Source organism: Leptothrix mechoopdaensis (SeqCode), from assembly GCF_053893855.1.
On record NZ_CM132699.1, the window covers coordinates 346126 to 369402 of the forward strand.

General features: G+C 68.3%; 23 protein-coding genes. 19 read left to right on the forward strand and 4 right to left on the reverse strand.

The window, feature by feature from the left end; all coding sequences use genetic code 11:
- Positions 1-67 precede the first annotated feature (67 nt).
- The 8 genes from ppsA (at position 68) to dnaB (ending at position 8276) form a co-directional block, all read left to right on the forward strand.
- Positions 68-2479 carry a phosphoenolpyruvate synthase gene (gene ppsA / locus ACWA7K_RS01565; protein WP_456164975.1) on the forward strand — a complete coding sequence of 804 codons (2412 nt, stop codon included), beginning with the start codon at positions 68-70 and terminating at the stop codon, positions 2477-2479.
- A 150-nt stretch (positions 2480-2629) separates the two neighbouring features.
- Positions 2630-2935 (forward strand): DUF4212 domain-containing protein, encoded by a 306-nt coding sequence (locus ACWA7K_RS01570; RefSeq protein ID WP_456164977.1) that lies wholly within the window; start codon positions 2630-2632, stop codon positions 2933-2935.
- Positions 2936-2939: 4 nt separating this feature from the next.
- Complete coding sequence (locus ACWA7K_RS01575) at positions 2940-5081, forward strand: VC_2705 family sodium/solute symporter (protein ID WP_456164979.1); 2142 nt, start codon at positions 2940-2942, stop codon at positions 5079-5081.
- Between the two features lie 116 nt (positions 5082-5197).
- The gene (gene rpsF, locus ACWA7K_RS01580; protein ID WP_456164981.1) at positions 5198-5566 is read left to right on the forward strand and encodes a 30S ribosomal protein S6; all 369 of its coding nucleotides are present in this window, start codon (positions 5198-5200) and stop codon (positions 5564-5566) included.
- A 53-nt stretch (positions 5567-5619) separates the two neighbouring features.
- The gene (gene priB / locus ACWA7K_RS01585; protein ID WP_456164983.1) at positions 5620-5928 is read left to right on the forward strand and encodes a primosomal replication protein N; all 309 of its coding nucleotides are present in this window, start codon (positions 5620-5622) and stop codon (positions 5926-5928) included.
- 10 nt (positions 5929-5938) lie between these two features.
- Complete coding sequence (rpsR, locus tag ACWA7K_RS01590) at positions 5939-6223, forward strand: 30S ribosomal protein S18 (protein WP_130480744.1); 285 nt, start codon at positions 5939-5941, stop codon at positions 6221-6223.
- Positions 6224-6234: 11 nt separating this feature from the next.
- Positions 6235-6687, forward strand: a complete 453-nt coding sequence (rplI, locus tag ACWA7K_RS01595; RefSeq protein WP_456164985.1) for a 50S ribosomal protein L9 — start codon at positions 6235-6237, stop codon at positions 6685-6687.
- Between the two features lie 167 nt (positions 6688-6854).
- A complete protein-coding gene (dnaB, locus tag ACWA7K_RS01600) occupies positions 6855-8276 on the forward strand; it encodes a replicative DNA helicase (protein WP_456164987.1) in 1422 nt (473 codons plus the stop codon).
- Between the two features lie 111 nt (positions 8277-8387).
- Here dnaB and ACWA7K_RS01605 read toward each other — a convergent pair whose 3' ends face one another.
- A complete protein-coding gene (locus ACWA7K_RS01605; RefSeq protein WP_456164989.1) occupies positions 8388-9083 on the reverse strand; it encodes a Bax inhibitor-1/YccA family protein in 696 nt (231 codons plus the stop codon).
- Between the two features lie 171 nt (positions 9084-9254).
- Here ACWA7K_RS01605 and ACWA7K_RS01610 point away from each other — a divergent pair, with 171 nt between their 5' ends.
- From ACWA7K_RS01610 to ACWA7K_RS01630, 5 genes are all read left to right on the forward strand, one after another.
- Positions 9255-9662 carry a GlcG/HbpS family heme-binding protein gene (locus tag ACWA7K_RS01610; protein WP_305748725.1) on the forward strand — a complete coding sequence of 136 codons (408 nt, stop codon included), beginning with the start codon at positions 9255-9257 and terminating at the stop codon, positions 9660-9662.
- Positions 9663-9918: 256 nt separating this feature from the next.
- Entirely contained in the window at positions 9919-11109 is a 1191-nt protein-coding gene (gene carA / locus ACWA7K_RS01615; RefSeq protein WP_456164991.1) for a glutamine-hydrolyzing carbamoyl-phosphate synthase small subunit, read from the forward strand.
- Entirely contained in the window at positions 11102-14377 is a 3276-nt protein-coding gene (gene carB / locus ACWA7K_RS01620; protein ID WP_456164993.1) for a carbamoyl-phosphate synthase large subunit, read from the forward strand. The genes carA and carB overlap by 8 nt, the downstream gene beginning before the upstream one ends.
- A gap of 119 nt (positions 14378-14496) precedes the next feature.
- Entirely contained in the window at positions 14497-14973 is a 477-nt protein-coding gene (gene greA, locus ACWA7K_RS01625) for a transcription elongation factor GreA (RefSeq protein ID WP_456164995.1), read from the forward strand.
- Between the two features lie 8 nt (positions 14974-14981).
- A complete protein-coding gene (locus ACWA7K_RS01630; RefSeq protein ID WP_456164997.1) occupies positions 14982-15434 on the forward strand; it encodes a DUF4149 domain-containing protein in 453 nt (150 codons plus the stop codon).
- A gap of 60 nt (positions 15435-15494) precedes the next feature.
- Here ACWA7K_RS01630 and ACWA7K_RS01635 read toward each other — a convergent pair whose 3' ends face one another.
- The gene (locus ACWA7K_RS01635) at positions 15495-15977 is read right to left on the reverse strand and encodes a YhbY family RNA-binding protein (RefSeq protein WP_456164998.1); all 483 of its coding nucleotides are present in this window, start codon (positions 15975-15977) and stop codon (positions 15495-15497) included.
- 20 nt (positions 15978-15997) lie between these two features.
- Here ACWA7K_RS01635 and ACWA7K_RS01640 point away from each other — a divergent pair, with 20 nt between their 5' ends.
- Together ACWA7K_RS01640 and ftsH are read left to right on the forward strand one after the other, a co-directional pair.
- A complete protein-coding gene (locus ACWA7K_RS01640; RefSeq protein WP_456165002.1) occupies positions 15998-16672 on the forward strand; it encodes an RlmE family RNA methyltransferase in 675 nt (224 codons plus the stop codon).
- Between the two features lie 199 nt (positions 16673-16871).
- A complete protein-coding gene (ftsH, locus tag ACWA7K_RS01645) occupies positions 16872-18776 on the forward strand; it encodes an ATP-dependent zinc metalloprotease FtsH (protein ID WP_456165004.1) in 1905 nt (634 codons plus the stop codon).
- Between the two features lie 73 nt (positions 18777-18849).
- Here ftsH and ACWA7K_RS01650 read toward each other — a convergent pair whose 3' ends face one another.
- Positions 18850-19560, reverse strand: coding sequence for an anti-sigma factor (locus ACWA7K_RS01650; RefSeq protein WP_456165006.1), 711 nt, complete (start codon positions 19558-19560; stop codon positions 18850-18852).
- Between the two features lie 3 nt (positions 19561-19563).
- Entirely contained in the window at positions 19564-20241 is a 678-nt protein-coding gene (locus ACWA7K_RS01655; RefSeq protein ID WP_456165008.1) for a sigma-70 family RNA polymerase sigma factor, read from the reverse strand.
- A gap of 67 nt (positions 20242-20308) precedes the next feature.
- Here ACWA7K_RS01655 and purU point away from each other — a divergent pair, with 67 nt between their 5' ends.
- From purU to ACWA7K_RS01675, 4 genes are read left to right on the forward strand one after another with little or no spacing between them, the layout of a single operon-like run.
- On the forward strand, positions 20309-21199 hold the full coding sequence (gene purU / locus ACWA7K_RS01660; RefSeq protein WP_456165010.1) for a formyltetrahydrofolate deformylase: 891 nt from the start codon (positions 20309-20311) through the stop codon (positions 21197-21199).
- 16 nt (positions 21200-21215) lie between these two features.
- Positions 21216-21665, forward strand: a complete 450-nt coding sequence (locus ACWA7K_RS01665; protein WP_456165012.1) for a YybH family protein — start codon at positions 21216-21218, stop codon at positions 21663-21665.
- Between the two features lie 23 nt (positions 21666-21688).
- Entirely contained in the window at positions 21689-22669 is a 981-nt protein-coding gene (locus ACWA7K_RS01670) for a YheT family hydrolase (RefSeq protein ID WP_456165014.1), read from the forward strand.
- Between the two features lie 14 nt (positions 22670-22683).
- On the forward strand, positions 22684-23220 hold the full coding sequence (locus ACWA7K_RS01675) for a DUF2946 family protein (RefSeq protein ID WP_456165016.1): 537 nt from the start codon (positions 22684-22686) through the stop codon (positions 23218-23220).
- The last annotated feature ends 57 nt before the right edge of the window (positions 23221-23277 follow it).

The following is a 23277-nucleotide window of genomic DNA, read 5'->3' on the forward strand; positions in this document are numbered from 1 at the left end:
GCTGTGGCCGGGTCGCCGCGTGCGCGCCGTCCAGGGCTCCAGTTTTCTTACTTCACGGAGCTTTCCCATGTCTTCCACCCATCTGGCGACCGCCCTGGTCGTTCCGTTCGAGCAGCTGAGAATGACCGACGTCGAGACCGTAGGCGGCAAGAACGCCTCGCTCGGCGAAATGATCAGTCAGCTGGCCGCCTCCGGCGTGCGGGTTCCCGGCGGCTTCGCCACCACCGCCGCCGCCTTCCGGCAGTTCCTCGAAGCCGGCGGCCTGACCGCCAAGATCAACGCGCGCCTGTCCGCGCTCGACACCGAGGACGTCCGCGCGCTGGCCGAGGCCGGCGCCGAGATCCGTCGCTGGGTCGAGGAGGCGCCGTTCCCGGCCGACCTCGAGGCCGCGATCCGCACCGAGTTCGCCCGGCTGACCGAAGGCAACCCGGGCGCCTCGTTCGCCGTGCGTTCGTCGGCCACCGCCGAGGACCTGCCCGATGCGTCGTTCGCCGGTCAGCAGGAGTCGTTCCTGAACGTCGTCGGCATCGAGGAGGTGCTGCACAAGATCAAGGAAGTCTTCGCCTCGCTCTACAACGACCGGGCCATCAGCTACCGCGTCCACAAGGGCTTCGCGCACCACGAGGTCGCGCTGTCGGCCGGCATCCAGCGCATGGTCCGCTCGGACCTGGGCGCCGCCGGCGTGATGTTCACGATCGACACCGAGAGCGGCTTCCAGGACGTCGTCTTCATCACCTCCAGCTACGGCCTGGGCGAGACGGTGGTGCAGGGCGCCGTCAACCCGGACGAGTTCTACGTCCACAAGCCGGCGCTGAAGGCCGGCAAGTTCCCGGTCATCCGCCGCAACCTGGGCTCCAAGCTGATCCGCATGGAGTTCGCGACCGCCGCCGACCAGGTCGAGCGCACCGCCTCGGGTGGCCGCAAGCTGGTCAAGACGACCGACACCCCGCCCGAGCTGCGCAACCGCTACTCGCTGGTCGACGCGGACGTCATCGAGCTGGCCCGCTACGCGCTGATCATCGAGCAGCACTACGGCCGCCCGATGGACATCGAATGGGGCAAGGACGGCGGCGACGGCAAGCTCTACATCCTGCAGGCCCGGCCGGAGACGGTGAAGAGCCAGGCCGCCGGCCAGGTCGAGCACCGCTACAAGCTCAAGGGCAGCTCGACCGTGCTGGCCGAGGGCCGCGCGATCGGCCAGAAGATCGGCACCGGCCCGGTCCGGCTGGTCCACTCGATCACCGAGATGGACCGCGTCCAGCCCGGCGACGTGCTGGTCACCGACATGACCGACCCGAACTGGGAACCGGTGATGAAGCGCGCCAGCGCCATCGTCACCAACCGCGGCGGCCGGACCTGCCACGCGGCCATCATCGCCCGCGAACTGGGCATCCCGGCGGTGGTCGGCTGCGGCGACGCGACCGAGACGCTCAAGGACGGCCAGCTGGTCACGGTGGCCTGCTCGGAAGGCGACACCGGCTACATCTACGACGGCCTGCTCGAGATGGAGGTCAGCGAGGTCCACAGCGGCGAGATGCCGTACTCGCCGGTCAAGATGATGATGAACGTCGGCAACCCGCAGCTGGCGTTCGACTTCGCGCAGATGCCCAACTCGGGCGTCGGTCTGGCGCGGCTCGAATTCATCATCAACAACAACATCGGCGTCCACCCGAAGGCGATCCTCGACTACCCGAACATCGACCCCGACCTGAAGAAGGCGGTCGAATCGGTGGCCCGCGGCCACGCCAGCCCGCGCGCCTTCTACGTCGACAAGCTGACCGAGGGCATCGCCACCATCGCGGCGGCCTTCTGGCCGAAGCCGGTGATCGTGCGGCTGTCGGACTTCAAGAGCAACGAGTACAAGAAGCTCATCGGTGGCTCACGTTATGAGCCCGAGGAAGAGAACCCGATGCTGGGCTTCCGCGGTGCCGCGCGCTACGTCAGCGAGGCCTTCGGCGAAGCCTTCGCGATGGAGTGCGAGGCGCTGCGCCGCGTGCGCCGCGACATGGGCCTCGACAACGTCGAGATCATGGTGCCCTTCGTGCGCACGCTCAAGCAGGCCGAGCGCGTCGTCAACATGCTGGCCGACCAGGGCCTCAAGCGCGGCCAGGACGGCCTGCGCGTGATCATGATGTGCGAGATCCCGAGCAACGCGATCCTGGCCGACCAGTACCTCGAGTTCTTCGACGGCATGTCGATCGGCTCGAACGACCTGACGCAGCTGACGCTGGGCCTGGACCGCGACTCCGGCATGGAGCTGCTGGCGGCCGACTTCGACGAACGCGACCCGGCCGTCAAGGCGCTGATCTCGCGTGCCATCGCCGCCTGCCGCGCGCACGGCAAGTACATCGGCATCTGCGGCCAGGGCCCCAGCGACCACCCCGACTTCGCCGACTGGCTGGCGCAGGAAGGCATCGTGTCGATCTCGCTGAACCCGGACTCGGTCATCGCGACCTGGCAGCGCATCGCCCAGCGCTGATCGGCGCCACAGCCGAACCTGCCTGATCCGACGCCAGGGGCCGGCCTTCCGCAAGGGGGGCCGGCCCTTGTCACGTCCGGCGTGTCGCCCGGATGAAACTGGGTGACACCCCGATGGTGAGCGCACGCTGCGCCCCGCAAAATGTTGCACATGCAGCATGACGTCAGTGCCCCCCGTGACCCACGCGCCAACCAGCGCCAGTACTGGCGCGGCGTGGTCCGGTGGACCTGGATCGGGCTGGCGTGCTGGCTGCTGGTCACCTGCGCGGTGAGCTGGTTCGCCGGCAGCTTCAACCGCTGGACCGTGGCCGGCGCGCCGGCCGGCTTCTGGCTGGCGGCACAGGGCGCGATCGTGGTCTACCTGATCATCATCGTCGTGCACGGCTGGGTCATGGACCGGCTGGAGTCGCGTCGGCGCGATGCCGAGCGGCCCGATCCGCCCCTGACCTCGACCTGATCCGATGGCCAGCGGCCACGGAGCCTCCCAGCGGCCGCCCAGGCCGTCCGAAGCCACGCGTGTCTTCACGCGGGTGCTGCATCGACGTTATGCCTGGTACACGCTCGGGCTGCTGTGTTTCATCGCGCTGATGGCTGCGCTGGAGCGCATGGGCTGGCCGCGCACGTGGATCGGCGGCACCTTCCTGATCGGTACCGTCGCGGTCTATGCCGCGATCGGGCTGATGTCGCGCACGACCGACGAGTCCGAGTACTACGTGGCCGGCCGGCGCGTCCCGGCGATCTACAACGGCATGGCGACGGCGGCCGACTGGATGTCGGCGGCGTCCTTCATCGGCACGGCCGGCGTGCTCTACCTGCAGGGCTTCGCGGGGTTGGCCTACATCCTCGGCTGGACCGGCGGCTACTGCCTGGTGGCGCTGCTGCTGGCGCCCTACATGCGCCGCCTCGGCCTGTTCACCGTGCCCGAGTTCCTGGGCGTGCGCTATGGCGGCGTGATGCCGCGAATCGTCGGCGTGATGGCGGTGGTGCTGGTCTCGTTCGTCTACGTCGTCGTGCAGATCTACGGCGTCGGCCTGATCACCTCGCACCTGACCGGCTTCAGCTTCGAGATCGGCATCTTCGTCGGCCTGGGCGGCGTGCTGGTCTGCTCCTTCCTGGGCGGCATGCGGGCCGTCACCTGGACCCAGGTGGCGCAGTACATCGTGCTGATCGTGGCCTACCTGACGCCGGTGTTCTGGCTGTCGATCAACCAGACCGGCAGCCCGTTCCCGCTGTTCTCGTACGGCCGCCAGCTCGAACAGGTCGGCCTGCGCGAGCAGAAGCTGCTCGACGACCCGCGCGAGGCGCTGGTGCGCCACCAGTTCGAGGTGCGCGCGCAGGACGCGCGCCGCAAGCTGGCCGACGTGCCGCAGGCGATGGCCGACGACAGCGAGACGCTGCAGGCGCAGGTGCGTGCGCTGCAGGCCGCCGATGCGCCGCTGGCGCGCATCCAGCAGGCCGAACGGCGTTACCTCGACCGGCCGCGCACGATCGAGGAGGCCGAGGTTCGCTACCGGCGCGAGGCCGAGCAGTCCGAGGAACGCGCCCGGCCGCTGGGCGGCATGCCGCGTCAGGCGCAGGCCTATCCGCCCCGGGCTGGCGCGTCGTCGTCACCACCGTCCGCACAACCGCCCGCCTCAGACCACGCAGCACAACGCAACTTCCTGGCCCTGGTGCTGTGCCTGATGCTGGGCACCGCCGCGATGCCGCACGTGCTGACGCGCTACTACACGACGCCGTCACCGACCGAGGCGCGGCGCTCGGTCGCGTGGTCGCTGTTCTTCATCGCCTTGCTCTACCTGGCCGCGCCGGCGCTGGCTGTGATGGTCAAGTACGAGGTCTTCACCAACCTGGTCGGCACGCCGTTCGACCAGTTGCCCAGCTGGATCCGTCGCTGGTCCAAGCTCGACTCGTCGCTGGTGTCGGTCGAGGACATCAACGGTGACGGCCTGCTGCAGCTGGCCGAGCTGAAGCTGGCCGGCGACGTGATCGTGCTGGCCGCGCCCGAGATCGGCGGGCTGCCGCTGGTCGTCACCTACCTGGTCGCCGCCGGGGGCCTGGCCGCCGCGCTGTCGACCGCCGACGGGCTGCTGCTGACGATCTCGAACGCGCTGTCGCACGACCTGTACTTCGGCCTTGTCAATCCGCGTGCGCCGGCCATGCGCCGCGTCATGCTGTCGAAGTTCCTGGTGCTGGTGATCGCGCTGCTGGCGGCCTTCATCGCGTCGATGCGGCTGACCGACATCCTGCAGTTCGTGACGGCGGCCTTCTCGCTGGCGGCGGCGGCGTTCTTCCCGGCGCTGGTGTTCGGCATCTTCTGGGGGCGCGCCAACCGCATCGGCGTGACGCTGGGCATGCTGGCCGGCCTGACCACCTGCGCCGGCTACATGGTGATGGCGCATCCGCTGCTGCGGAGCTTCTTCGGCGTCACGCTGCCGCTGCAGCAGGCCCGGCTGCTCGACGTCGACGCGGTCGCCGCCGGTGTCTTCGGCGTGCCGGTCGGCGCGCTCGTGCTGGTCGTCGCCAGCCTGCTGACGGCGCCGCCCGGCCCGGAGCAGCGGGCTCTGGTCGAACGGGCCCGCAACCCGTCCCTCGAAGGCGACTGATGCTCGTACGGCGGGCGCATCCGCCGGTCCTGCTATAATTTTTGGCTTTCCCTTGCCGCACCTGTGTCCTGACGCGACGGGGCGGCTTCCTCAACTGGAAACCACAAGGAGTTGTGATGCGTCACTACGAAATCGTGCTGCTGGTCCATCCGGACCAGAGCGAACAGGTTCCGGCCATGCTGGAACGCTACAAGACCCTCGTCACCAGCAATGGCGGCAAGGTTCACCGCGTTGAAGACTGGGGCCGCTTCCAGCTGGCTTACCTGATCAACAAGCTGGCCAAGGCGCACTACCTGTGCATCAACATCGAGTGCAGCAAGGAAACCCTGGCTGAAATCGAGACCGGCTTCCGCTTCAACGACGCCGTCCTGCGTCACCTGACGGTGAAGAAGGACAAGGCCGAGACCGCTCCGTCTTCGATGATGAAGCGCGTCGAGAAGGAAGAAGCGCGCAAGTCGCAGCAACAGCAGGAGACGGCGGCCTGAGTGTCTGAACCCCCGCGTGCGCTCCGGCGCCCGGATGCAGCGACCTCGTCACCATGAACGACGTCCAGCTCTCCGGCCGCATCGTGGAACGCGCCGCCCTGCGCTACACCCCCGCCGGTCTTCCGGCACTGGACATCCGCCTGGCCCATGAGTCCGAACTCATGCATGCCGGGGCGCCCCGCAAGGTCTCCCTGGAGATGCATGCGACGGCGATCGGCGATCTCGCCCTCGACCTGGCCCTGGTGCCGGTCGGCGACGCGATCGACATCCGCGGATTCCTGGGCAAGCAGCGCAATGGCAAGGGGGTGATGCTGCACATCAGCGCCTTCGTCCCGTCGTCCCAGTCACCCAATTCGAATTGAAGAGGTCACTATGGCTCCGCCCCGTGGCAAGTTTTCCAAGGATCGCAAGACCAAGCGCAACCAGCAGTCGCTGCTGTTCAAGCGCAAGCGTTTCTGCCGCTTCACCGTCGCCGGCGTTCAAGAGATCGACTACAAGGATCTCGACGTGCTGCGCGATTTCGTCGGTGAGAACGGCAAGATCACGCCCGCTCGCCTGACCGGCACGCGCGCCTACTTCCAGCGCCAGCTGACCACCGCGATCAAGCGCGCCCGCTTCCTGGCCATGCTGCCGTACAGCGACCAGCACAAGGTCTGAGGAGTCGAAACATGCAAGTGATCCTGCTGGAAAAAGTGGCCAACCTCGGCGCCCTGGGCGATGTGGTCAAGGTCAAGGACGGCTACGCCCGCAACTTCCTGATCCCGACCGGCGCTGCCCGTCGTGCGACCGAGAAGGCCATCGCCGAGTTCGAGGCCCGCCGTGCCGAGCTCGAGAAGGTCCAGGCCGAGAAGCTCGCCGCCGCCCAGGCGCAAGGCGACAAGCTCGGCGGCAAGACCCTGACCGTGACCCAGAAGGCCGGCGTTGACGGCCGCCTGTTCGGTTCGGTCGGCAATGCCGACATCGCCGAAGGCCTGAAGGCCCAGGGCTTCGACGTCGCCAAGGCGCAGGTCCGCCTGCCCAATGGCCCGCTGAAGCATGTCGGCGAGTTCGCGGTGTCGGTGGCCCTGCACCACGATGTCGTCGTCGACATCACGGTGGCCGTCGTCGGCGAAACCGACTGATCCTGTCCCCAGGAACGGCGTCGCGGCTGCTTCAGCCGTGACTGCCCCGAGAGGCCGGCGCATGCCGGCCTCTTTCATTTCCTGTCCACACTTTTCCCCCGCGTTTCCAGGATTTGTCCCCAGGTCTGTCCACAGGACCTGCGCAACCCTCGACCTATCATCGATCGATGTCTGCCCTGCTGTCCGGAACCACACCCCTGCCTCGCGGCGCCGATGACGAGGTGGCGCGCCTTCGTGTCCCGCCGCACTCGGTCGAGGCCGAGCAGAGCGTGCTGGGCGGCCTGATGCTCGACAACAGCGCGTCCGACCGGGCCGGCGACCTGCTGACCGACAGCGACTTCTACCGCTACGAACACAAGCTGATCTACGCGGCCATCATGGCGCTGATCTCGACCAACAAGCCGGCCGACGTCATCACCGTGTTCGAGCAGCTGACCAGCCTCGGCAAGGCCGAGGAGGTCGGCGGTCTGGCCTACCTGAACGCGCTCGCCCAGAGCGTGCCGAGCGCCGCGAACATGCGCCGCTACGCCGAGATCGTTCGCGAGCGGGCGATCCTGCGCAAGCTGGTGGCCGCCAGCGACGAGATCGCGACCAACGCGTTCAACCCGCAAGGCCGGGCCGTGTCGAGCATCCTCGACGAGGCAGAGGGCAAGATCTTCCGCATCGGCGAAGAAGGGTCGCGCAACAAGCAGGGCATGCACTCGATGGAATCGCTGGTTGTCCAGCTGATCGACCGGGTACAGGAGCTGGCCGAGAACGGCGCCGGCGAGGTGACCGGCGTACCGTCCGGCTTCGTCGACCTTGACCGCATGACCGCCGGCCTGCAGCCCGGTGACCTGATCATCCTGGCGGCCCGTCCGTCGATGGGCAAGACCGCCTTCGCGCTGAACATCGGCGAGCACGTGGCGGTCAAGGAAGGCCTGCCGGTGCTGGTGTTCTCGATGGAAATGGGCGCCTCCCAGCTGGCGCTGCGGATGGTCGGCTCGCTGGGTCGCATCGACCAGCAGCACCTGCGCACCGGCGCGCTGCGCGACGAGGAATGGGGGCGGCTGTCCGAGGCGGTCGACCAGTTGCGCAACATCAGCCTGCACATCGACGAGACCCCGGCGCTCAACCCGACCGAGCTGCGCGCCCGCTCGCGCCGCCTGGCGCGCCAGTGCGGCAAGCTCGGTCTGATCATCGTGGACTACCTGCAGCTGATGAGCGGCTCGTCGGCCTCCAGCGGCGAGAACCGGGCCACCGAGATCAGCGAGATCTCGCGCGGCCTGAAGGCGCTTGCCAAGGAGTTGCAGTGCCCGGTGATCGCGCTGTCGCAGCTCAACCGCTCGGTGGAGACCCGCACCGACAAGCGCCCGATGATGAGCGACCTGCGCGAATCCGGCGCCATCGAGCAGGACGCCGACGTGATCATGTTCATCTACCGCGACGAGTACTACAACAAGGACTCGAAGGAGCCGGGCGTCGCCGAGATCATCATCGGCAAGCAGCGCAACGGCCCGGTCGGCACGGTCAAGCTGGCCTTCCTGCGTCCGCTGACCAAGTTCGAGAACCTCGCGCCCGGCAGCTTCGGCGGCGGCAGCGAGTACTGACTCTTGTTCAGGCGCCAAGGCGCCCGGACATGAAAAAGGCCCGGCATTGCCGGGCCTTGTCGCTTCGGTGGCGAACCGGATCCGCAGGGGATCAGGTCACCAGGTCAGCGATCACTCACGTTCACCGCCAGCGATGCCGAAGATCGCCAGCAGGCTCTGGAACACGTTGTAGATGTCCAGGTAGATCGCCAGCGTCGCGCTGATGTAGTTCGTCTCGCCGCCGTCGATCACGCGCTTGATGTCGTAGAGCATGAAGGCCGAGAACAGGCCCACGCAGATCACCGACAGCGTCAGCATCAGGGCCGAGGACTGCACGAACATGTTGATCACGCCAGCGATCAGCACCACCACCGCGCCGACGAACAGGAACTTGCCCATGTTCGTCAGGTCACGCTTGATGACCGTCGCGAGCATCGCCATCGCGAAGAACACGCCGGCCGTGCCGCCGAAGGCCATCATGATCAGCGAGCTGCCGTTCTTGAAGCCCAGGATCGTGGCGAGCATGCGCGACAGCATCAGGCCCATGAAGAACGTGAAGGCCAGCAGCACGGCCACGCCGGTGCCGGATTCCTTGGTCTTCTCGATCGCGAACATGAAGCCGAACGCGCCGACCAGGAACAGCACCATCGACAGGCCGTTGCCCATGGCCGCCATCACGCCGGTCGTCACGCCCACCCAGGCCCCCAGCACCGTCGGGATCATCGACAGCGCCAGCAAGGCGTAGGTGTTGCGCAGCACGCGCTGCTGTTGCAGTCCCAGCGCGCCCGAGCCGACTTGGCCGGTGTAGGACGACAGGTCAGGGGTCATGGATCCTCCGAAGGTTGTTGAGACGGTGTCTGAGACACCGGAAAAAAGATTCTAGTTCCCGGGTTCCTGAAGGAAATCCTCGGGATCCCGACGTCCGTGGGCGTCCAGGGGCTTGCGGAGAGAATGCGCCCTCCCTCAACCGAACGGGTCGTCCGCGACCCTCCCCGAATCATGAAGACCCGCTCCGCCCTGACCCACGAAGACCTGCGCCGCATGGCCGCCGCTGCCGAAGCCGAGGCGGTCAAGAACAACTGGGCCGTCACCTTCGCCATCGTCGACGACGGCGGCCACCTGCTGTGGTTGCAGCGACTGGACGGCGCCGCGCCGCTGTCCTCGCACATCGCGCCGGCCAAGGCCCGCACCGCCGCACTGGGTCGGCGCGAGAGCCGGATCTACGAGGAGATGATCAACCAGGGCCGCGTCTCCTTCGTGACGGCGCCCGAGGTCGACGCGCTGCTCGAAGGCGGCGTGCCCATCATCATCGACGGCGACTGCATCGGCGCCATCGGCGTCAGCGGCGTGAAGTCCACCGAGGACGCCCAGATCGCCAAGGCCGGGATCGCTGCGCTGACCGCCTGATCGAGACCGCCAACAGCCCTCCGGCGCACCGGGATCAGGCGGCGGGAAAACCCGCAGACGTTATACTTTCACGGTTTGTCTGCCAACAACGCCGCCCGGCCCGTCCGGGTCGTCGTGGCTCCCCGGATCAGGGGTGTCGCGGCCGGCCCGGATCGTGTTGCGACCCACCCCCAGTGCTGTGCCTGACGCGTCCCTCGCGGGACGGGTCGAGCCGCACCGGTACGCGTCGGGCGAGCGTCCACCTATCGGAGAACCCGTGCTGCCCGTCCTGCCCCCCGCTCTTCTCGCACTCGCAGACGGCACGGTCTTTCAAGGCACCTCGATCGGCGCTGCCGGTCAGACGGTGGGTGAGGTGGTGTTCAACACCGCGCTCACCGGCTATCAGGAAATCCTCACCGACCCGAGCTACTGCCGGCAGATCGTCACGCTGACGTATCCGCACATCGGCAACTACGGCGTCAACCCGCAGGATGTCGAAGCCTCGAAAGTCCATGCCGCCGGTCTGATCATCAAGGACCTGCCGGTTCGCTCGTCGAACTTCCGCCAGTCGGTCACGCTGACCGAGTACCTCGTGGCCGAAGGCACCGTCGCGATCGCCGACATCGACACGCGCAAGCTGACCCGCCTGCTGCGCACCCACGGTGCCCAGAACGGCACGATCGTCGCCTTCGCCGCCGGCACCGAGATCACCCAGGCTCACCGCGACGCCGCCGTCGCCGCCGCCCGTTCGGCGCCCAGCATGGCCGGCCTGGACCTGGCCCAGGTCGTCAGCCGCACCGAGCCGGTCGAGTGGACCGAGACCGAGTGGCGCCTGTCCGGTGCCGACGGCCAGCCCGGCTTCGGCCAGCAGACCGCGCCGCGCTTCCACGTCGTCGCCTACGACTTCGGCGTCAAGAACAACATCCTGCGCATGCTGGCCGAACGCGGCTGCCGCGTGACGGTGGTGCCGGCCAGGACGCCCGCCGCCACCGTGCTGGCGCACCAGCCCGACGGCATCTTCCTGTCCAACGGCCCTGGCGACCCGGAGCCCTGCGACTACGCGATCGCCGCGGCGCGCACGCTGATCGACAGCGGCATCCCGACCTTCGGCATCTGCCTGGGCCACCAGATCATGGCGCTGGCCTCGGGCGCGAAGACCTTCAAGATGAAGTTCGGCCACCACGGCGCGAACCATCCGGTCAAGGACCTCGACGACGGCCGCGTCTCGATCACCAGCCAGAACCACGGCTTCGCGGTCGACGCCGCCAGCCTGCCGGCCAACCTGCGCCCGACCCACGTCAGCCTGTTCGACGGCACGCTGCAGGGCCTGGCCCGCACCGACAAGCCCGCGTTCTGCTTCCAGGGCCACCCGGAAGCCTCGCCCGGCCCCCACGACATCGCCTACCTGTTCGATCGCTTCACCGCGCTGATGGCCCAGAACGACAAGAAGGAGAAGACGAATGCCTAAGCGCAGCGACCTGAAGACCATCCTCATCATCGGCGCCGGCCCGATCATCATCGGCCAGGCCTGCGAGTTCGACTACTCCGGCGCCCAGGCCTGCAAGGCGCTGCGCGAAGAGGGCTACAAGGTCGTGCTGGTCAACAGCAACCCGGCGACGATCATGACGGACCCGGCCACGGCCGACGTCACCTACATCGAGCCGATCACCTGGCAGGTGGTCGAGAAGATCATCGCCAAGGAACGCCCCGACGCGATCCTGCCGACGATGGGCGGCCAGACCGCGCTGAACTGCGCGCTCGACCTGCACAAGCACGGCGTGCTGGCGAAGTACGGCGTCGAGATGATCGGCGCCAACGAACACGCGATCGAGAAGGCCGAGGACCGCCTGAAGTTCAAGGACGCGATGACCAAGATCGGACTCGGCTCGGCCAAGTCCGGCATCGCGCACTCGATGGAAGACGCCTGGGCCGTCCAGAAGGCGATCCAGGCGGAGATTGGCGGCAGCGGTTTCCCGATGGTCATCCGCCCGAGCTTCACGCTCGGCGGCACCGGCGGCGGCATCGCCTACAACCCCGAGGAATTCGAGGAGATCTGCAAGCGCGGCCTCGACCTCTCGCCGACCAACGAGCTGCTCATCGAGGAATCGCTGATCGGCTGGAAGGAATACGAGATGGAGGTCGTCCGCGACAAGGCGGACAACTGCATCATCGTCTGCTCGATCGAGAACCTCGACCCGATGGGCATCCACACCGGTGACTCGATCACCGTGGCGCCGGCCCAGACGCTGACCGACCGCGAGTACCAGCTGCTGCGCAACGCCTCGATCGCGATCCTGCGCGAGATCGGCGTCGACACCGGCGGCTCGAACGTGCAGTTCTCGATCAACCCGCGCGACGGCCGCATGGTCGTCATCGAGATGAACCCGCGTGTCTCGCGTTCATCGGCGCTGGCCTCGAAGGCGACCGGCTTCCCGATCGCCAAGATCGCCGCCAAGCTGGCCGTCGGCTACACGCTCGACGAGCTGCGCAACGACATCACCGGCGGCGCGACGCCGGCCTCGTTCGAGCCGTCGATCGACTACGTCGTCACCAAGATCCCGCGCTTTGCCTTCGAGAAGTTCCCGGCCGCCGACCCGCACCTGACGACGCAGATGAAGTCGGTCGGCGAGGTCATGGCGATGGGCCGCACCTTCCAGGAAAGCCTGCAGAAGGCGCTGCGCGGTCTGGAGACCGGCATTGACGGCCTGACCGAACGCAGCCGCGATCGCGACGAGATCATCGAGGAGATCGGCGAGCCCGGCCCCGAGCGCATCCTGTTCGTGGCCGACGCCTTCCGCATCGGCATGACGCTCGACGAGATCTTCGAGGAGACCGCGATCGATCCGTGGTTCCTGGCGCAGATCGAGCAGATCGTCGTCACCGAGGGCCAGCTGAAGGGCCGCAGCGTCGAGAGCCTGTCGGCCGACGAGCTGCGCTACCTGAAGAAGAAGGGCTTCTCGGACCGTCGCCTCGCCAAGCTGCTGGGCACGAACCAGCATGCCGTGCGCCAGGCTCGCCATGCGCTGGGCGTGCGCCCGGTCTACAAGCGCGTCGACACCTGCGCGGCCGAGTTCGCCACGCAGACCGCCTACATGTACTCGTGCTACGAGAACGTCGACGGCGAGTGCGAGGCCGAGCCGACCAGCCGCCGCAAGATCATGGTGCTGGGCGGTGGCCCGAACCGCATCGGCCAGGGCATCGAGTTCGACTACTGCTGCGTCCACGCCGCCCTCGCCATGCGCGAGGACGGCTACGAGACCATCATGGTCAACTGCAACCCGGAGACGGTCTCGACCGACTACGACACCAGCGACCGGCTCTACTTCGAGCCGGTGACGCTGGAGGACGTGCTCGAGATCGTCGCCAAGGAACAGCCGGTCGGCGTGATCGTCCAGTACGGCGGCCAGACGCCGCTGAAGCTGGCGCTGGACCTCGAAGCCAACGGCGTGCCCATCATCGGCACGACGCCCGATTCGATCGACATCGCCGAGGATCGCGAGCGCTTCCAGCAGCTGCTGCACACGCTCGGCCTGCGCCAGCCGCCGAACCGGACCGCGCGCACCGAGGAAGCCGCGCTGACGCTGGCCAACGAGATCGGCTACCCGCTGGTGGTGCGCCCGAGCTACGTGCTCGGCGGCCGCGCGATGGAGATCGTGCACGGCGACAAGGACCTCGAGCGCTACATGCGCGAGGCCGTGCGCGTGTCCGAGAAGTCGCCGGTGCTGCTGGACCGCTTCCTCGACGACGCCGTCGAGGTCGACGTTGACTGCATCAGCGACGGCACCGACGTCATGATCGGCGGGATCATGGAACACATCGAGCAGGCCGGTGTCCACTCCGGCGACTCGGCCTGTTCGCTGCCGCCCTACACGCTGTCGGCCGCGCTGCAGGACGAGCTGCGCCGCCAGACCGCGCTGATGGCCAAGGCCCTGAAGGTCGTCGGCCTGATGAACGTGCAGTTCGCGATCCAGGGCGACGTCACGCGCGGCCTCGACGCCTGCACCGTCTATGTGCTCGAAGTGAACCCGCGCGCCTCGCGCACGGTGCCCTACGTGTCGAAGGCGACCGGCCAGCCGCTGGCCAAGATCGCCGCGCGCTGCATGGCCGGCCAGCGCCTGGCCGACCAGAAGGGCCCGGACGGCCGCACGCCGCGCGAGGTCGTGCCGCCGTACTTCAGCGTCAAGGAAGCCGTCTTCCCGTTCAACAAGTTCCCCGGCGTGGACCCGATCCTCGGCCCGGAAATGCGGTCGACCGGCGAGGTCATGGGCGTGGGCACCACCTTCGGCGAGGCCATGCTCAAGAGCCAGCTCGGCGCCGGCTCCCGCCTGCCGACCAAGGGCACCGTGGTGATCTCGGTCAAGGCCAGCGAACACGCCCGCGCCGTCGGCGTGGCGCGTGACCTGCACGCGCTGGGCTACGCGATCGTCGCGACCAAGGGCACGGCGGCGGCGATCAGCGCCGGCGGCATCCCGGTGAAGGTCGTCAACAAGGTCAAGGACGGCCGCCCGCACATCGCCGACATGATCAAGGCCGGCGAGATCCAGCTGGTGTTCACGACCGTCGACGAGACCCGCACGGCGATCGCCGACTCGCGCTACATCCGCACCGCCGCGCTGGCCAACCGCGTGACCTACTACACCACGATGGCCGGCTGCGAGGCCGCCACCGAGGCGCTCAAGCACCAGGCTGGCCTGTCGGTCATCTCGGTGCAGGAAATGCACGCCCAGCTGGCCTAAACTGCCGCTTCATACGCCGCCGCGGCGCGCTCCCTTCGGGGACAGGCCGCGGCGGCGCGTTTTTTGGCACTCCGAAGAACCCGCAACGATCGACCCCGATCGCACCCGACCGACCCATCATGGCCACCATTCCCCTGACCAAGCGCGGCGCCGAACTGCTCAAGCAGGAGCTGCAGCGCCTGAAGACCGTCGAGCGTCCGGCCGTCGTCAACGCCATTGCCGAAGCCCGTGCCCAGGGTGACCTGTCCGAGAACGCCGAGTACGACGCGGCCAAGGACAAGCAGGGCTTCATCGAAGGCCGCATCCTCGAGATCGAGAGCAAGCTGGCGCAGGCCCAGATCATCGACCCGGCCGCGCTGAACGCTGGCGGCAAGGTGGTGTTCGGCTCGACCGTCGAGCTGGAGGAAGAGGAGAGCGGCGACGCCGTCACCTACCAGATCGTCGGCGAGGACGAGGCCGACCTGAAGCAGGGCCGCATCTCGGTCGGCTCGCCGATCGCGCGCGCGCTGATCGGCAAGGAAGCCGGCGACACGGCGGAAGTCCAGGCCCCGGGCGGCGTGCGCCGCTACGAGGTCGTCGAGGTCCGCTACATCTGAGCGCCGCAATGCTGGCGCGTTTCGCGAAGCTGCTGGCCGCGCTCTGGCTCGGTCTGGTCGTCACGCTTGGCGGGGTGACCGCGCCGGTCGCCTTCCAGGTGCTTGAACGCCCGCTGGCCGGTCAGCTGGCCGGCGCCTGTTTCCGGATCGAGGCGCAGCTGTCGCTCGGACTGGCGATGCTGCTGTTCATGGTCCACCGCAAGCTGGCCCAGCAGCGCGCCGAGGCCGGCGAGGGCTCGCGGATCTCGACCGAGCTGCTGCTGGTGCTCGGTGCGCTGTTCTGCACCGTGCTCGGCTATTTCGCGCTGCAGCCGATGATGGCGTCGGCACGCGCGGGTCAGGGCATGTACAGCTTCGGGACGCTGCACGGCGCGTCGAGCCTGCTGTACCTGGCCAAGGGCGTCATGCTGCTGGCGCTGGTCTGGCGCGGAACCGCGACGCAGCGGCGCCCCGGCGGCTGAAAGCGGAACCGGCGGCTCGAGGCCGCCGGTGAGGTCGAGGGGACCGGATCGGTCCCGGCGTCATTCGCCCAGCGAACGTTTCTTGCTGCTGGCCGCGCGCTTCTTGGCGCGCTTGACGAGACCGCCGGCTGAGATCCGCTCGTTGCCCAGTACGGTCAGCTTCTTGACCTGCGCGCGCTGCGAGCCGCTCTTCGAGAACTTCAGGATCTTGACGACCCGCGGGCCGGGACGGCGGCTGTCGTCGGCCACGACCGGCGCGGCCTTCTGCTCGACCGGCTTCCACAGCACCAGCAACTTGCCGATGTGCTGGATCGGCGCCGCGTCGAGCTGGTCGGCCAGCGTCGCGAGCAACGCTTCGCGGGCGACCCGGTCGTCGCTGAAGACCCGGATCTTGATGAGGCCGTGCGCCTTCAAGGCGGCCTCGGCCTCCTTCAGGACGGCGGGCGTGAGGCCCTCGCCCCCGATCATGACGACCGGGTCGAGGTGGTGGGCCGCAGCGCGGTGTTCCTTGCGCTGGGCGGGGGTCAGTTGAATCGCGGGCATGCTCCTATTATCGGTGCGACATGAAGATCAACACGAAAAGCAAGAAGGTCAACAAGGCTTGGCTCAACGACCACGTCAACGACCCCTGGGTCCGGCTGGCGCAGAAGGAGGGCTATCGCGCCCGCGCCGCCTACAAGCTCAAGGAGATCGACGAGACGCTGGGCCTGATCCGGCCGGGCCAGGTGGTCGTCGACCTGGGCGCCACGCCTGGCGCGTGGAGCCAGTACGTGCGGCGCCGTTTCGCGCCGAAGGAGGCGGGCACCGGCGGTGCGGCGGTGGGGGCGCTGAACGGCGCCATCATCAGCCTGGACCTGCTGCCGATGGAGCCGATCGAGGGCGTCAGCTTCATCCAGGGCGACTTCCGCGAGGACGCCGTGCTGCAGCAGCTGGTCGACCTGCTCGCCGGCCGTCCGGTCGACGTGGTGGTCTCCGACATGGCGCCGAACCTGTCGGGCATCGAGGTCTCGGACGCCGCCCGCATCGCCCACCTCGTCGAGCTGGCGATCGATTTCGCCCAGGCCCACCTGCGTCCGCAGGGCGCGCTGGTGTGCAAGGTCTTCCACGGCAGCGGCTACAGCCAGCTGGTCGACACGTTCCGGCAGTCCTTCCGGGTCGTCAAGGCGATCAAGCCCAAGGCGTCGCGCGACAAGTCTTCTGAAACCTTTCTGGTGGGCATCGGTCTCAAAACTTCCTGACCGGGGTCAGACACACACCCCGAACCGGTGCGACAGTGCACGAAGCTTGAATTTGCCGGGTCTGCTCCAAGGTGTTTCGAGCCGGTTCAGGTGTAGGGGCTGCACTAGAATCAATTGAAGCTACCGCGTCAATCGCAGTCCGATTCGGCCCCGGCCGCATGACCCAGATGGGTCTTCATGAACGTTAGAAGGAGCCGCGGTGAACAATCAATGGTTCTCCAAAGTCGCTGTGTGGTTGGTGATCGCCCTGGTGCTGTTCACCGTGTTCAAGCAGTTCGACCGCACGTCGACCGCGGGCAACCAGATCGGGTATTCGGAGTTCCTCGAAGAGGTCCGCGCCAAGCGGATCCGCGAGGTGGTGCTGCAGGAGAACCCTGGCGGCGCCGACATCGAAGCCCTGACCACCGACGACAAGCGCATCCGCACCACCGCGACCTACCTGGATCGTGGCCTGGTCGGTGACCTGATCAACAACGGCGTCAAGTTCCGCGTCAAGCCGCGTGACGAGCCCTCGCTGCTGACCAGCCTGCTGATCTCGTGGGGCCCGATGCTGCTGCTGATCGGCGTGTGGGTCTACTTCATGCGCCAGATGCAAGGCGGCGGCAAGGGCGGCGCCTTCAGCTTTGGCAAGAGCCGCGCCCGGATGCTCGACGAGAGCAACAACTCGGTGACCTTCGCCGACGTGGCCGGCTGCGACGAGGCCAAGGAAGAGGTCAAGGAACTGGTCGATTTCCTGAAGGACCCGCAGAAGTTCCAGAAGCTCGGCGGCCGTATCCCGCGTGGCGTGCTGATGGTCGGCCCTCCGGGCACCGGCAAGACGCTGCTGGCGAAGTCGATCGCCGGTGAAGCGAAGGTGCCGTTCTTCTCGATCTCCGGTTCCGACTTCGTCGAGATGTTCGTCGGCGTGGGCGCGGCCCGCGTGCGCGACATGTTCGAGCAGGCCAAGAAGAACTCGCCCTGCATCATCTTCGTCGACGAGATCGACGCGGTCGGCCGCCATCGCGGCGCCGGCCTCGGCGGTGGCAACGACGAGCGCGAACAGACGCTGAACCAGATGCTGGTCGAGATGGACGGCTTCGAGACCAACCTCGGCGTCATCGTCGTAGCGGCCACGAACCGCCCGGACATCCTCGACCCCGCGCTGCTGCGCCCCGGCCGCTTCGACCGCCAGGTCTACGTGACGCTGCCCGACGTGCGTGGCCGCGAGCAGATCCTCAACGTTCACATGCGCAAGGTGCCGGTGGGCCAGGACATCCGCGCCGACATCCTCGCGCGGGGCACGCCGGGCTTCTCGGGTGCCGATCTGGCCAACCTGGTCAACGAGGCCGCCCTGTTCGCCGCCCGCCGCAACGGCCGGGTCGTCGAGATGGTCGACTTCGAGAAGGCCAAGGACAAGATCATGATGGGCCCCGAGCGCAAGTCGATGATCATGCCGGAGGAGGAACGCAAGAACACCGCGTACCACGAGGCCGGTCATGCGCTGGTGGCTCGCCTGCTGCCCAAGACCGATCCGGTCCACAAGGTCACCATCATTCCGCGCGGCCGTGCGCTGGGCGTGACGATGCAGCTGCCCGAAGGCGACCGCTACAGCATGGACAAGGAGCGCATGCTCTCGACCATCTCGGTGCTGTTCGGCGGCCGGATCGCCGAAGAGGTCTTCATGAACCAGATGACCACCGGCGCCAGCAACGACTTCGAGCGTGCGACCCAGATCGCCCGCGACATGGTCACCCGCTACGGCATGACCGAGGAACTCGGTCCGATGGTCTATGCCGAGAACGAGGGCGAGGTCTTCATCGGCCGCTCGATCACCAAGCAGGTCAACGTCTCGGAAGAGACGATGCAGAAGGTCGACAAGGAGATCCGCAAGATCATCGACACCCAGTACCAGCTGGCGCGTCGACTGATCGAGAACCACCAGGACAAGATGCACACGATGGCGCGTGCGCTGCTGGACTGGGAAACGATCGACGCCGACCAGATCGAGGACATCATGAACGGCCGCGAGCCGCGTCCGCCGAAGGACTGGGTGCCGCCGGCTTCCCGTCCGCCGGGTGGCCCGAGCAACCCGACGGTGACGCCCAACGCCACCGCCACGGTCTGATCGCCGCAAGGCTCGATCGGACGAAAGAAAAGGCCCGCAAGGGCCTTTTCCTTTTTCCTCGGCAGTTCCCTCGTCAGCTGTCGATCTTGCCGACCGCCACCACCGGTCCGGTGGGCGCCCCGGTGGGTGATCCGCCCGGCGGCTCGATGCTGACGGCGAAGGCGGCCGTGTCCTGCAGCAGGCGGGCGCGCTGCACCGTCGTGCCGCCCTGCGCGGAGACCAGGCCGAGCGAACGGGGCGCGCCACTCGGCGGCAGTGCCCACAGCTCGTAGGCCTGGCTGGCCGTCAGCGTGGCGCCGTCGATCGGCTTGAGCACGAGGCTGCGGCCATCGGCGCTGACGCTGGCGACGAAGCGGGTCTGGCTCTGGTTCGGTGACAGCACCACGACGATCGGCGGCTGTACCGGCGCGGGCAGGCTCAGCGCCACGGCCAGGCCGATCGCGGCAACGCTGGCCGCCGCGCTCAGGCCCTGCCACAGGCCCAGGCGTTGCCACCAGCGCTGCACGACCTGCCCGACCGACGCGGCCGGCGCATCGGCCGTCGCGCGTCGACGGGCGCCGAAGAGGTGCTGCTCGATCGAGACCCAGACCCGCGCCGGCGGTGTCACCGGCGGAACCGCCTGCGCCAGCGGCATCAGGCGGACCTGCCAGGCGCGGACGGCGTTGCGCAGCACCGGATGGGCCGGCAGCAGCGCCTCGAAGCGACGCCGGGCGCCGCCGCGCAGCGTGCCGACGACGTAGTCGGCGGCCAGGCGGTCGGCCAAGGCGGGACGGCTGTAGTCCATGCCTCAGCCCCCCGCCGCCGCGCCGGGACGCACGCCCAGCCGGTCCAGACAGCCCTTGAGTGCCTGCAGCCCGCGCCGCAGCCAGCTCTTGACGGTGCCCAGCGGCTGGCTCAGGTGGTCGGCCACTTCGGCATGGCTCAGGCCCTGGTAGAAGGCGAGCGCCAGGCTCTGCTGCTGTTCGGCGCTGAGCTGGCCCATGCAGCCCTGGATGGACTGCGCCTGGGCGGCCTCGGCCAGCAGTTGTTCGGGGCCGGGCTCGTCGCTCGGGAGTCGTTCCAGCATGTCGTCGTTGTCGGGGTCACCGTCGCCCAGCCAGACCTGGCTCGACACGGTGTCGGGTTCGGCCTGGCGCCGCCGCAGGCTGTCGATGGCCCGGTTGCGGGCCACGCTGGTCATCCAGGTCAGGGCCTGGGACCGGTGGGCGTCGTAGCTGGCGGCGCTGCGCCAGATGTTGACGTAGACCTCCTGCAGCACATCCTCGGCCAGCGCGCGGTTCTTCTGGATACGCAGCACGACGGCGAACAGATGCGAACTGCTGCGTTCGTAGAGCGTCTGGAAGGCGCGGCGATCGTGCAGGGCGACGCGCGAGAGCAGGGCGGCGAGTTCGGCAGCCCGGTCCTGGCCAGGGTTCGAAGGCGACGGGTCGGAGCTGGAATCTCGGGAATCTCTGGCGTTGGGCATGGGCTGCTCGGGTGCCACCCGATTCTAGGAGGGGGTCCCGCCAGGGGCGCTGCGTAGAATCTCGCGCATGTCCTTGCCTGTCTCCGCCCAGTTCGTCCTCACCCTTTCCTGCCCCGACGTCAAGGGCATCGTGCATGCGGTCTCCGGCCTCCTGTACCAGGCCGGCTGCAACATCATCGACTCGCAGCAGTTCGGCGATGTGCTCGGCGACGACGCCACCGGCCTGTTCTTCATGCGGGTCCATTTCGAGGCGCCCGAGCATCTCGCCGACGCGCACACGCTCGAGAAGCTGTTCGGCCCGATGCGCGCCCAGTTCAGCATGGACGCCCGCGTGCACAGCCTGGCGCGACGTCCGCGCGTGCTGCTGATGGTCAGCCAGCACGGCCACTGCCTCAACGACCTGCTGTTCCGCTGGAAGAGCGGCCAGCTGGCGATCGACATCCCGGCGATCGTCTCCAACCACCCCGACTTCGCCGCGCTGGCCGACAGCTACGGCGTGCCGTTCCACCACCTGCCGCTGAAGGCCGGCTCCGGCGCCGAGGTCAAGCGGGCGCAGGAACGCGAGGTCGAGGCGATCTGCGAACGCGAGCAGGTCGACCTGCTCGTGCTGGCCCGCTACATGCAGATCCTCAGCGAGGACTTCTGCCACTTCCTGGCCGGCCGGGCGATCAACATCCACCACAGCTTCCTGCCCAGCTTCAAGGGCGCGAAGCCGTACTTCCAGGCCCACCAGCGTGGCGTCAAGCTGATCGGGGCGACGGCGCACTACGTCACCGCCGATCTCGACGAGGGGCCGATCATCGAGCAGGACGTCGAGCGCGTGGACCACACGCTCAGTCCCGAGGACTACACCGCCGTGGGCCGCGACGTCGAATGTGTCGTGCTGGCCCGGGCGGTGCGCTGGCATGTCGAGCACCGCGTGCTGCTCAACGGCCGCAAGACCGTCGTGTTCCGTTGACGCTGACGAGGCCGCCATGAGCCAGACCAAGCCCCTGCAAGCCGCGCTGATGGCCACGCCCGACGATCTCGAGGTCTCGTTCTACGAGAGCCTGCAGCAGGGTGACCTCGAACGGCTGATGTCGCTCTGGTCGGACGAGGAGGAGATCGCCTGCGTCCACCCGGGCGGTCCGCGCCTGATCGGCGCACCGGCGATCCGCGCCAGCTTCGAGGAGCTGTTCTCGCAAGGCGGCATCGACGCCCGCCCGGCCCAGGTCCGGCGCATCACGCTGGGCGGCACCGCCGTCCACCATGTGCTGGAGGAAGTCCGCGTGCAGACCGAGGAAGGTCCGCGCAGCGGCTATGCGCTGTGCACCAACGTCTACGTCAAGACGCCGCACGGCTGGCGCATGCTGGTCCACCACGCCAGCCCGGGCACGCCGGCCGAGCTGCAGGAATACGTCGAGTCGTCGACGACGCTGCATTGAGGCCAGTGCCGGTCCAGCGCCCGTTGAGCTACCGCGCGCCGGCGTGGCTGCCCGGCGGCCACCTGCAGACGATCTGGTCGGCCCGCGTCGCCCGCCACCATGTCGATCCGGCTCAGCCGCCGCGCTTCCGGCGTGAACGCTGGACCACGCCCGACGGCGATTTCGTCGACGCCGACTGGCGCGACGATGGCCAGCCGCTGGCGCCCGACGCACCGCTGCTGGTGATGTTCCACGGCCTTGAAGGCAGCCGCGACAGCCAGTACGTCCAGGCCCATGCCGACCTGGCCCGGCGACGCGGCTGGGGCTTCGTGCTGCCGCACTTCCGCGGCTGTTCGGGCGAGCTGAACCTGGCGCCGCGCGCCTACCATTCGGGCGACCACGTCGAGATCGGCTGGATGCTCGACCAGGTCCGCGCCCGCCATGCCGGTCCCCTGCATGCCGTGGGCATCTCGCTGGGCGGCAACGCGCTGCTGCGCTGGGCCGAGGAGCAGGGCCATGCGGCCGGCGCGGTCGTGCGCTCGCTGGCGGCGATCTGCTCGCCGATCGACCTGGCGGCCGGTGGCCATGCGCTCGGGCGCGGCTTCGCCCGGCGCGTCTACACGCCGATGTTCCTGCGCACGATGAAGCCGAAGGCGCTCGCCAAGCTGGACCAGCATCCGGGCCTGTTCGACCGCGAGCGCCTGCTGGCCGCGCAGACGCTGCACGCCTTCGACGACGTCTTCACCGGCCCGCTGCACGGCTACCGCGATGCCGACGACTACTGGCGCCGCGCCTCGGCCCTGCCGGCGCTGGGCGACATCCGCGTGCCCAGCCTGCTGGTGCACGCGCTGAACGACCCCTTCGTGCCCGCCGCCAGCCTGCCGCGCGTGCCGCCGGCAGGGGGGCATGTGCAGCTCTGGCAACCGCCTGAAGGCGGCCATGTCGGCTTCGCGGTCGGCGCCTTCCCGGGCCATGTGCTGGACCTGCCGGCGCGTGTGCAGGACTGGCTCGCCGCCCCCGCCTGAGGCAGCATCGCGCGATGGACGACATCGTCAAGGCAGCGCTGCGCAAGTGGCCGAACGTGCCGGCCTGCCGGGGCTGGCTGGCGCTCGACGCGCGCGGCGACTGGTACATGCGCGACGACCGCACCCAGGCCGCCGGGCCCTTCCCGCAGGCCAAGGGCAGCCGGGTCGTGCACGACAAGCTGCGCGAGTTCATCGGCCGCAACTACGAAGCCGATGCCGACGGTTGCTGGTACTTCCAGAACGGCCCGCAGCGGGTCTATGTCGAGCTTGAACGCACGCCGCTGGTGATCGGCGTGCGGCGCGACGAGGCCGGCGGCTTCGAGCTGGCCGACCACACCGGACGCCACATCGACACGCCCGGCGCCTGCTGGGTCGACGAGGCCGGCCGGCTCTACCTGGAGACCCCGCGCGGCCTCGGCCTGGTCCGCTCGGCCGACATGGACGCCGCCGCCGACGCCGTGCTGGCCGGCCTGTGGCAGCCGGCCGAGATCGACAGCGCCAGCCTGCCGGCGCGCTTCGGCTATCGGCTCAGCCCGCAGGCCGGCGCCTGACCCGAGCGCGAAAAAACGTGCCGAGCGTGATAAGTCGCTCATCTCGACAGGGCCTGC

Excerpts from the sequence above, each read along its gene's own strand:
- ACWA7K_RS01640 (WP_456165002.1), top strand. The coding sequence starts at position 15,998 with ATGAAGATCAACACGAAAAGCAAGAAGGTCAACAAGGCTTGGCTCAAC.
- dnaB (WP_456164987.1), top strand. The coding sequence starts at position 6,855 with ATGTCTGCCCTGCTGTCCGGAACCACACCCCTGCCTCGCGGCGCCGAT.
- rplI (WP_456164985.1), top strand. The coding sequence starts at position 6,235 with ATGCAAGTGATCCTGCTGGAAAAAGTGGCCAACCTCGGCGCCCTGGGC.
- ACWA7K_RS01635 (WP_456164998.1), bottom strand. The coding sequence starts at position 15,977 with ATGCCCGCGATTCAACTGACCCCCGCCCAGCGCAAGGAACACCGCGCT.
- ACWA7K_RS01665 (WP_456165012.1), top strand. The coding sequence starts at position 21,216 with ATGAGCCAGACCAAGCCCCTGCAAGCCGCGCTGATGGCCACGCCCGAC.
- ACWA7K_RS01675 (WP_456165016.1), top strand. The coding sequence starts at position 22,684 with ATGGACGACATCGTCAAGGCAGCGCTGCGCAAGTGGCCGAACGTGCCG.
- ACWA7K_RS01655 (WP_456165008.1), bottom strand. The coding sequence starts at position 20,241 with ATGCCCAACGCCAGAGATTCCCGAGATTCCAGCTCCGACCCGTCGCCT.
- purU (WP_456165010.1), top strand. The coding sequence starts at position 20,309 with ATGTCCTTGCCTGTCTCCGCCCAGTTCGTCCTCACCCTTTCCTGCCCC.
- ACWA7K_RS01575 (WP_456164979.1), top strand. The coding sequence starts at position 2,940 with ATGGCCAGCGGCCACGGAGCCTCCCAGCGGCCGCCCAGGCCGTCCGAA.
- rpsR (WP_130480744.1), top strand. The coding sequence starts at position 5,939 with ATGGCTCCGCCCCGTGGCAAGTTTTCCAAGGATCGCAAGACCAAGCGC.
- priB (WP_456164983.1), top strand. The coding sequence starts at position 5,620 with ATGAACGACGTCCAGCTCTCCGGCCGCATCGTGGAACGCGCCGCCCTG.
- ppsA (WP_456164975.1), top strand. The coding sequence starts at position 68 with ATGTCTTCCACCCATCTGGCGACCGCCCTGGTCGTTCCGTTCGAGCAG.
- ACWA7K_RS01570 (WP_456164977.1), top strand. The coding sequence starts at position 2,630 with ATGCAGCATGACGTCAGTGCCCCCCGTGACCCACGCGCCAACCAGCGC.
- ACWA7K_RS01610 (WP_305748725.1), top strand. The coding sequence starts at position 9,255 with ATGAAGACCCGCTCCGCCCTGACCCACGAAGACCTGCGCCGCATGGCC.
- ACWA7K_RS01650 (WP_456165006.1), bottom strand. The coding sequence starts at position 19,560 with ATGGACTACAGCCGTCCCGCCTTGGCCGACCGCCTGGCCGCCGACTAC.
- carB (WP_456164993.1), top strand. The coding sequence starts at position 11,102 with ATGCCTAAGCGCAGCGACCTGAAGACCATCCTCATCATCGGCGCCGGC.
- ACWA7K_RS01630 (WP_456164997.1), top strand. The coding sequence starts at position 14,982 with ATGCTGGCGCGTTTCGCGAAGCTGCTGGCCGCGCTCTGGCTCGGTCTG.
- rpsF (WP_456164981.1), top strand. The coding sequence starts at position 5,198 with ATGCGTCACTACGAAATCGTGCTGCTGGTCCATCCGGACCAGAGCGAA.
- greA (WP_456164995.1), top strand. The coding sequence starts at position 14,497 with ATGGCCACCATTCCCCTGACCAAGCGCGGCGCCGAACTGCTCAAGCAG.
- ACWA7K_RS01605 (WP_456164989.1), bottom strand. The coding sequence starts at position 9,083 with ATGACCCCTGACCTGTCGTCCTACACCGGCCAAGTCGGCTCGGGCGCG.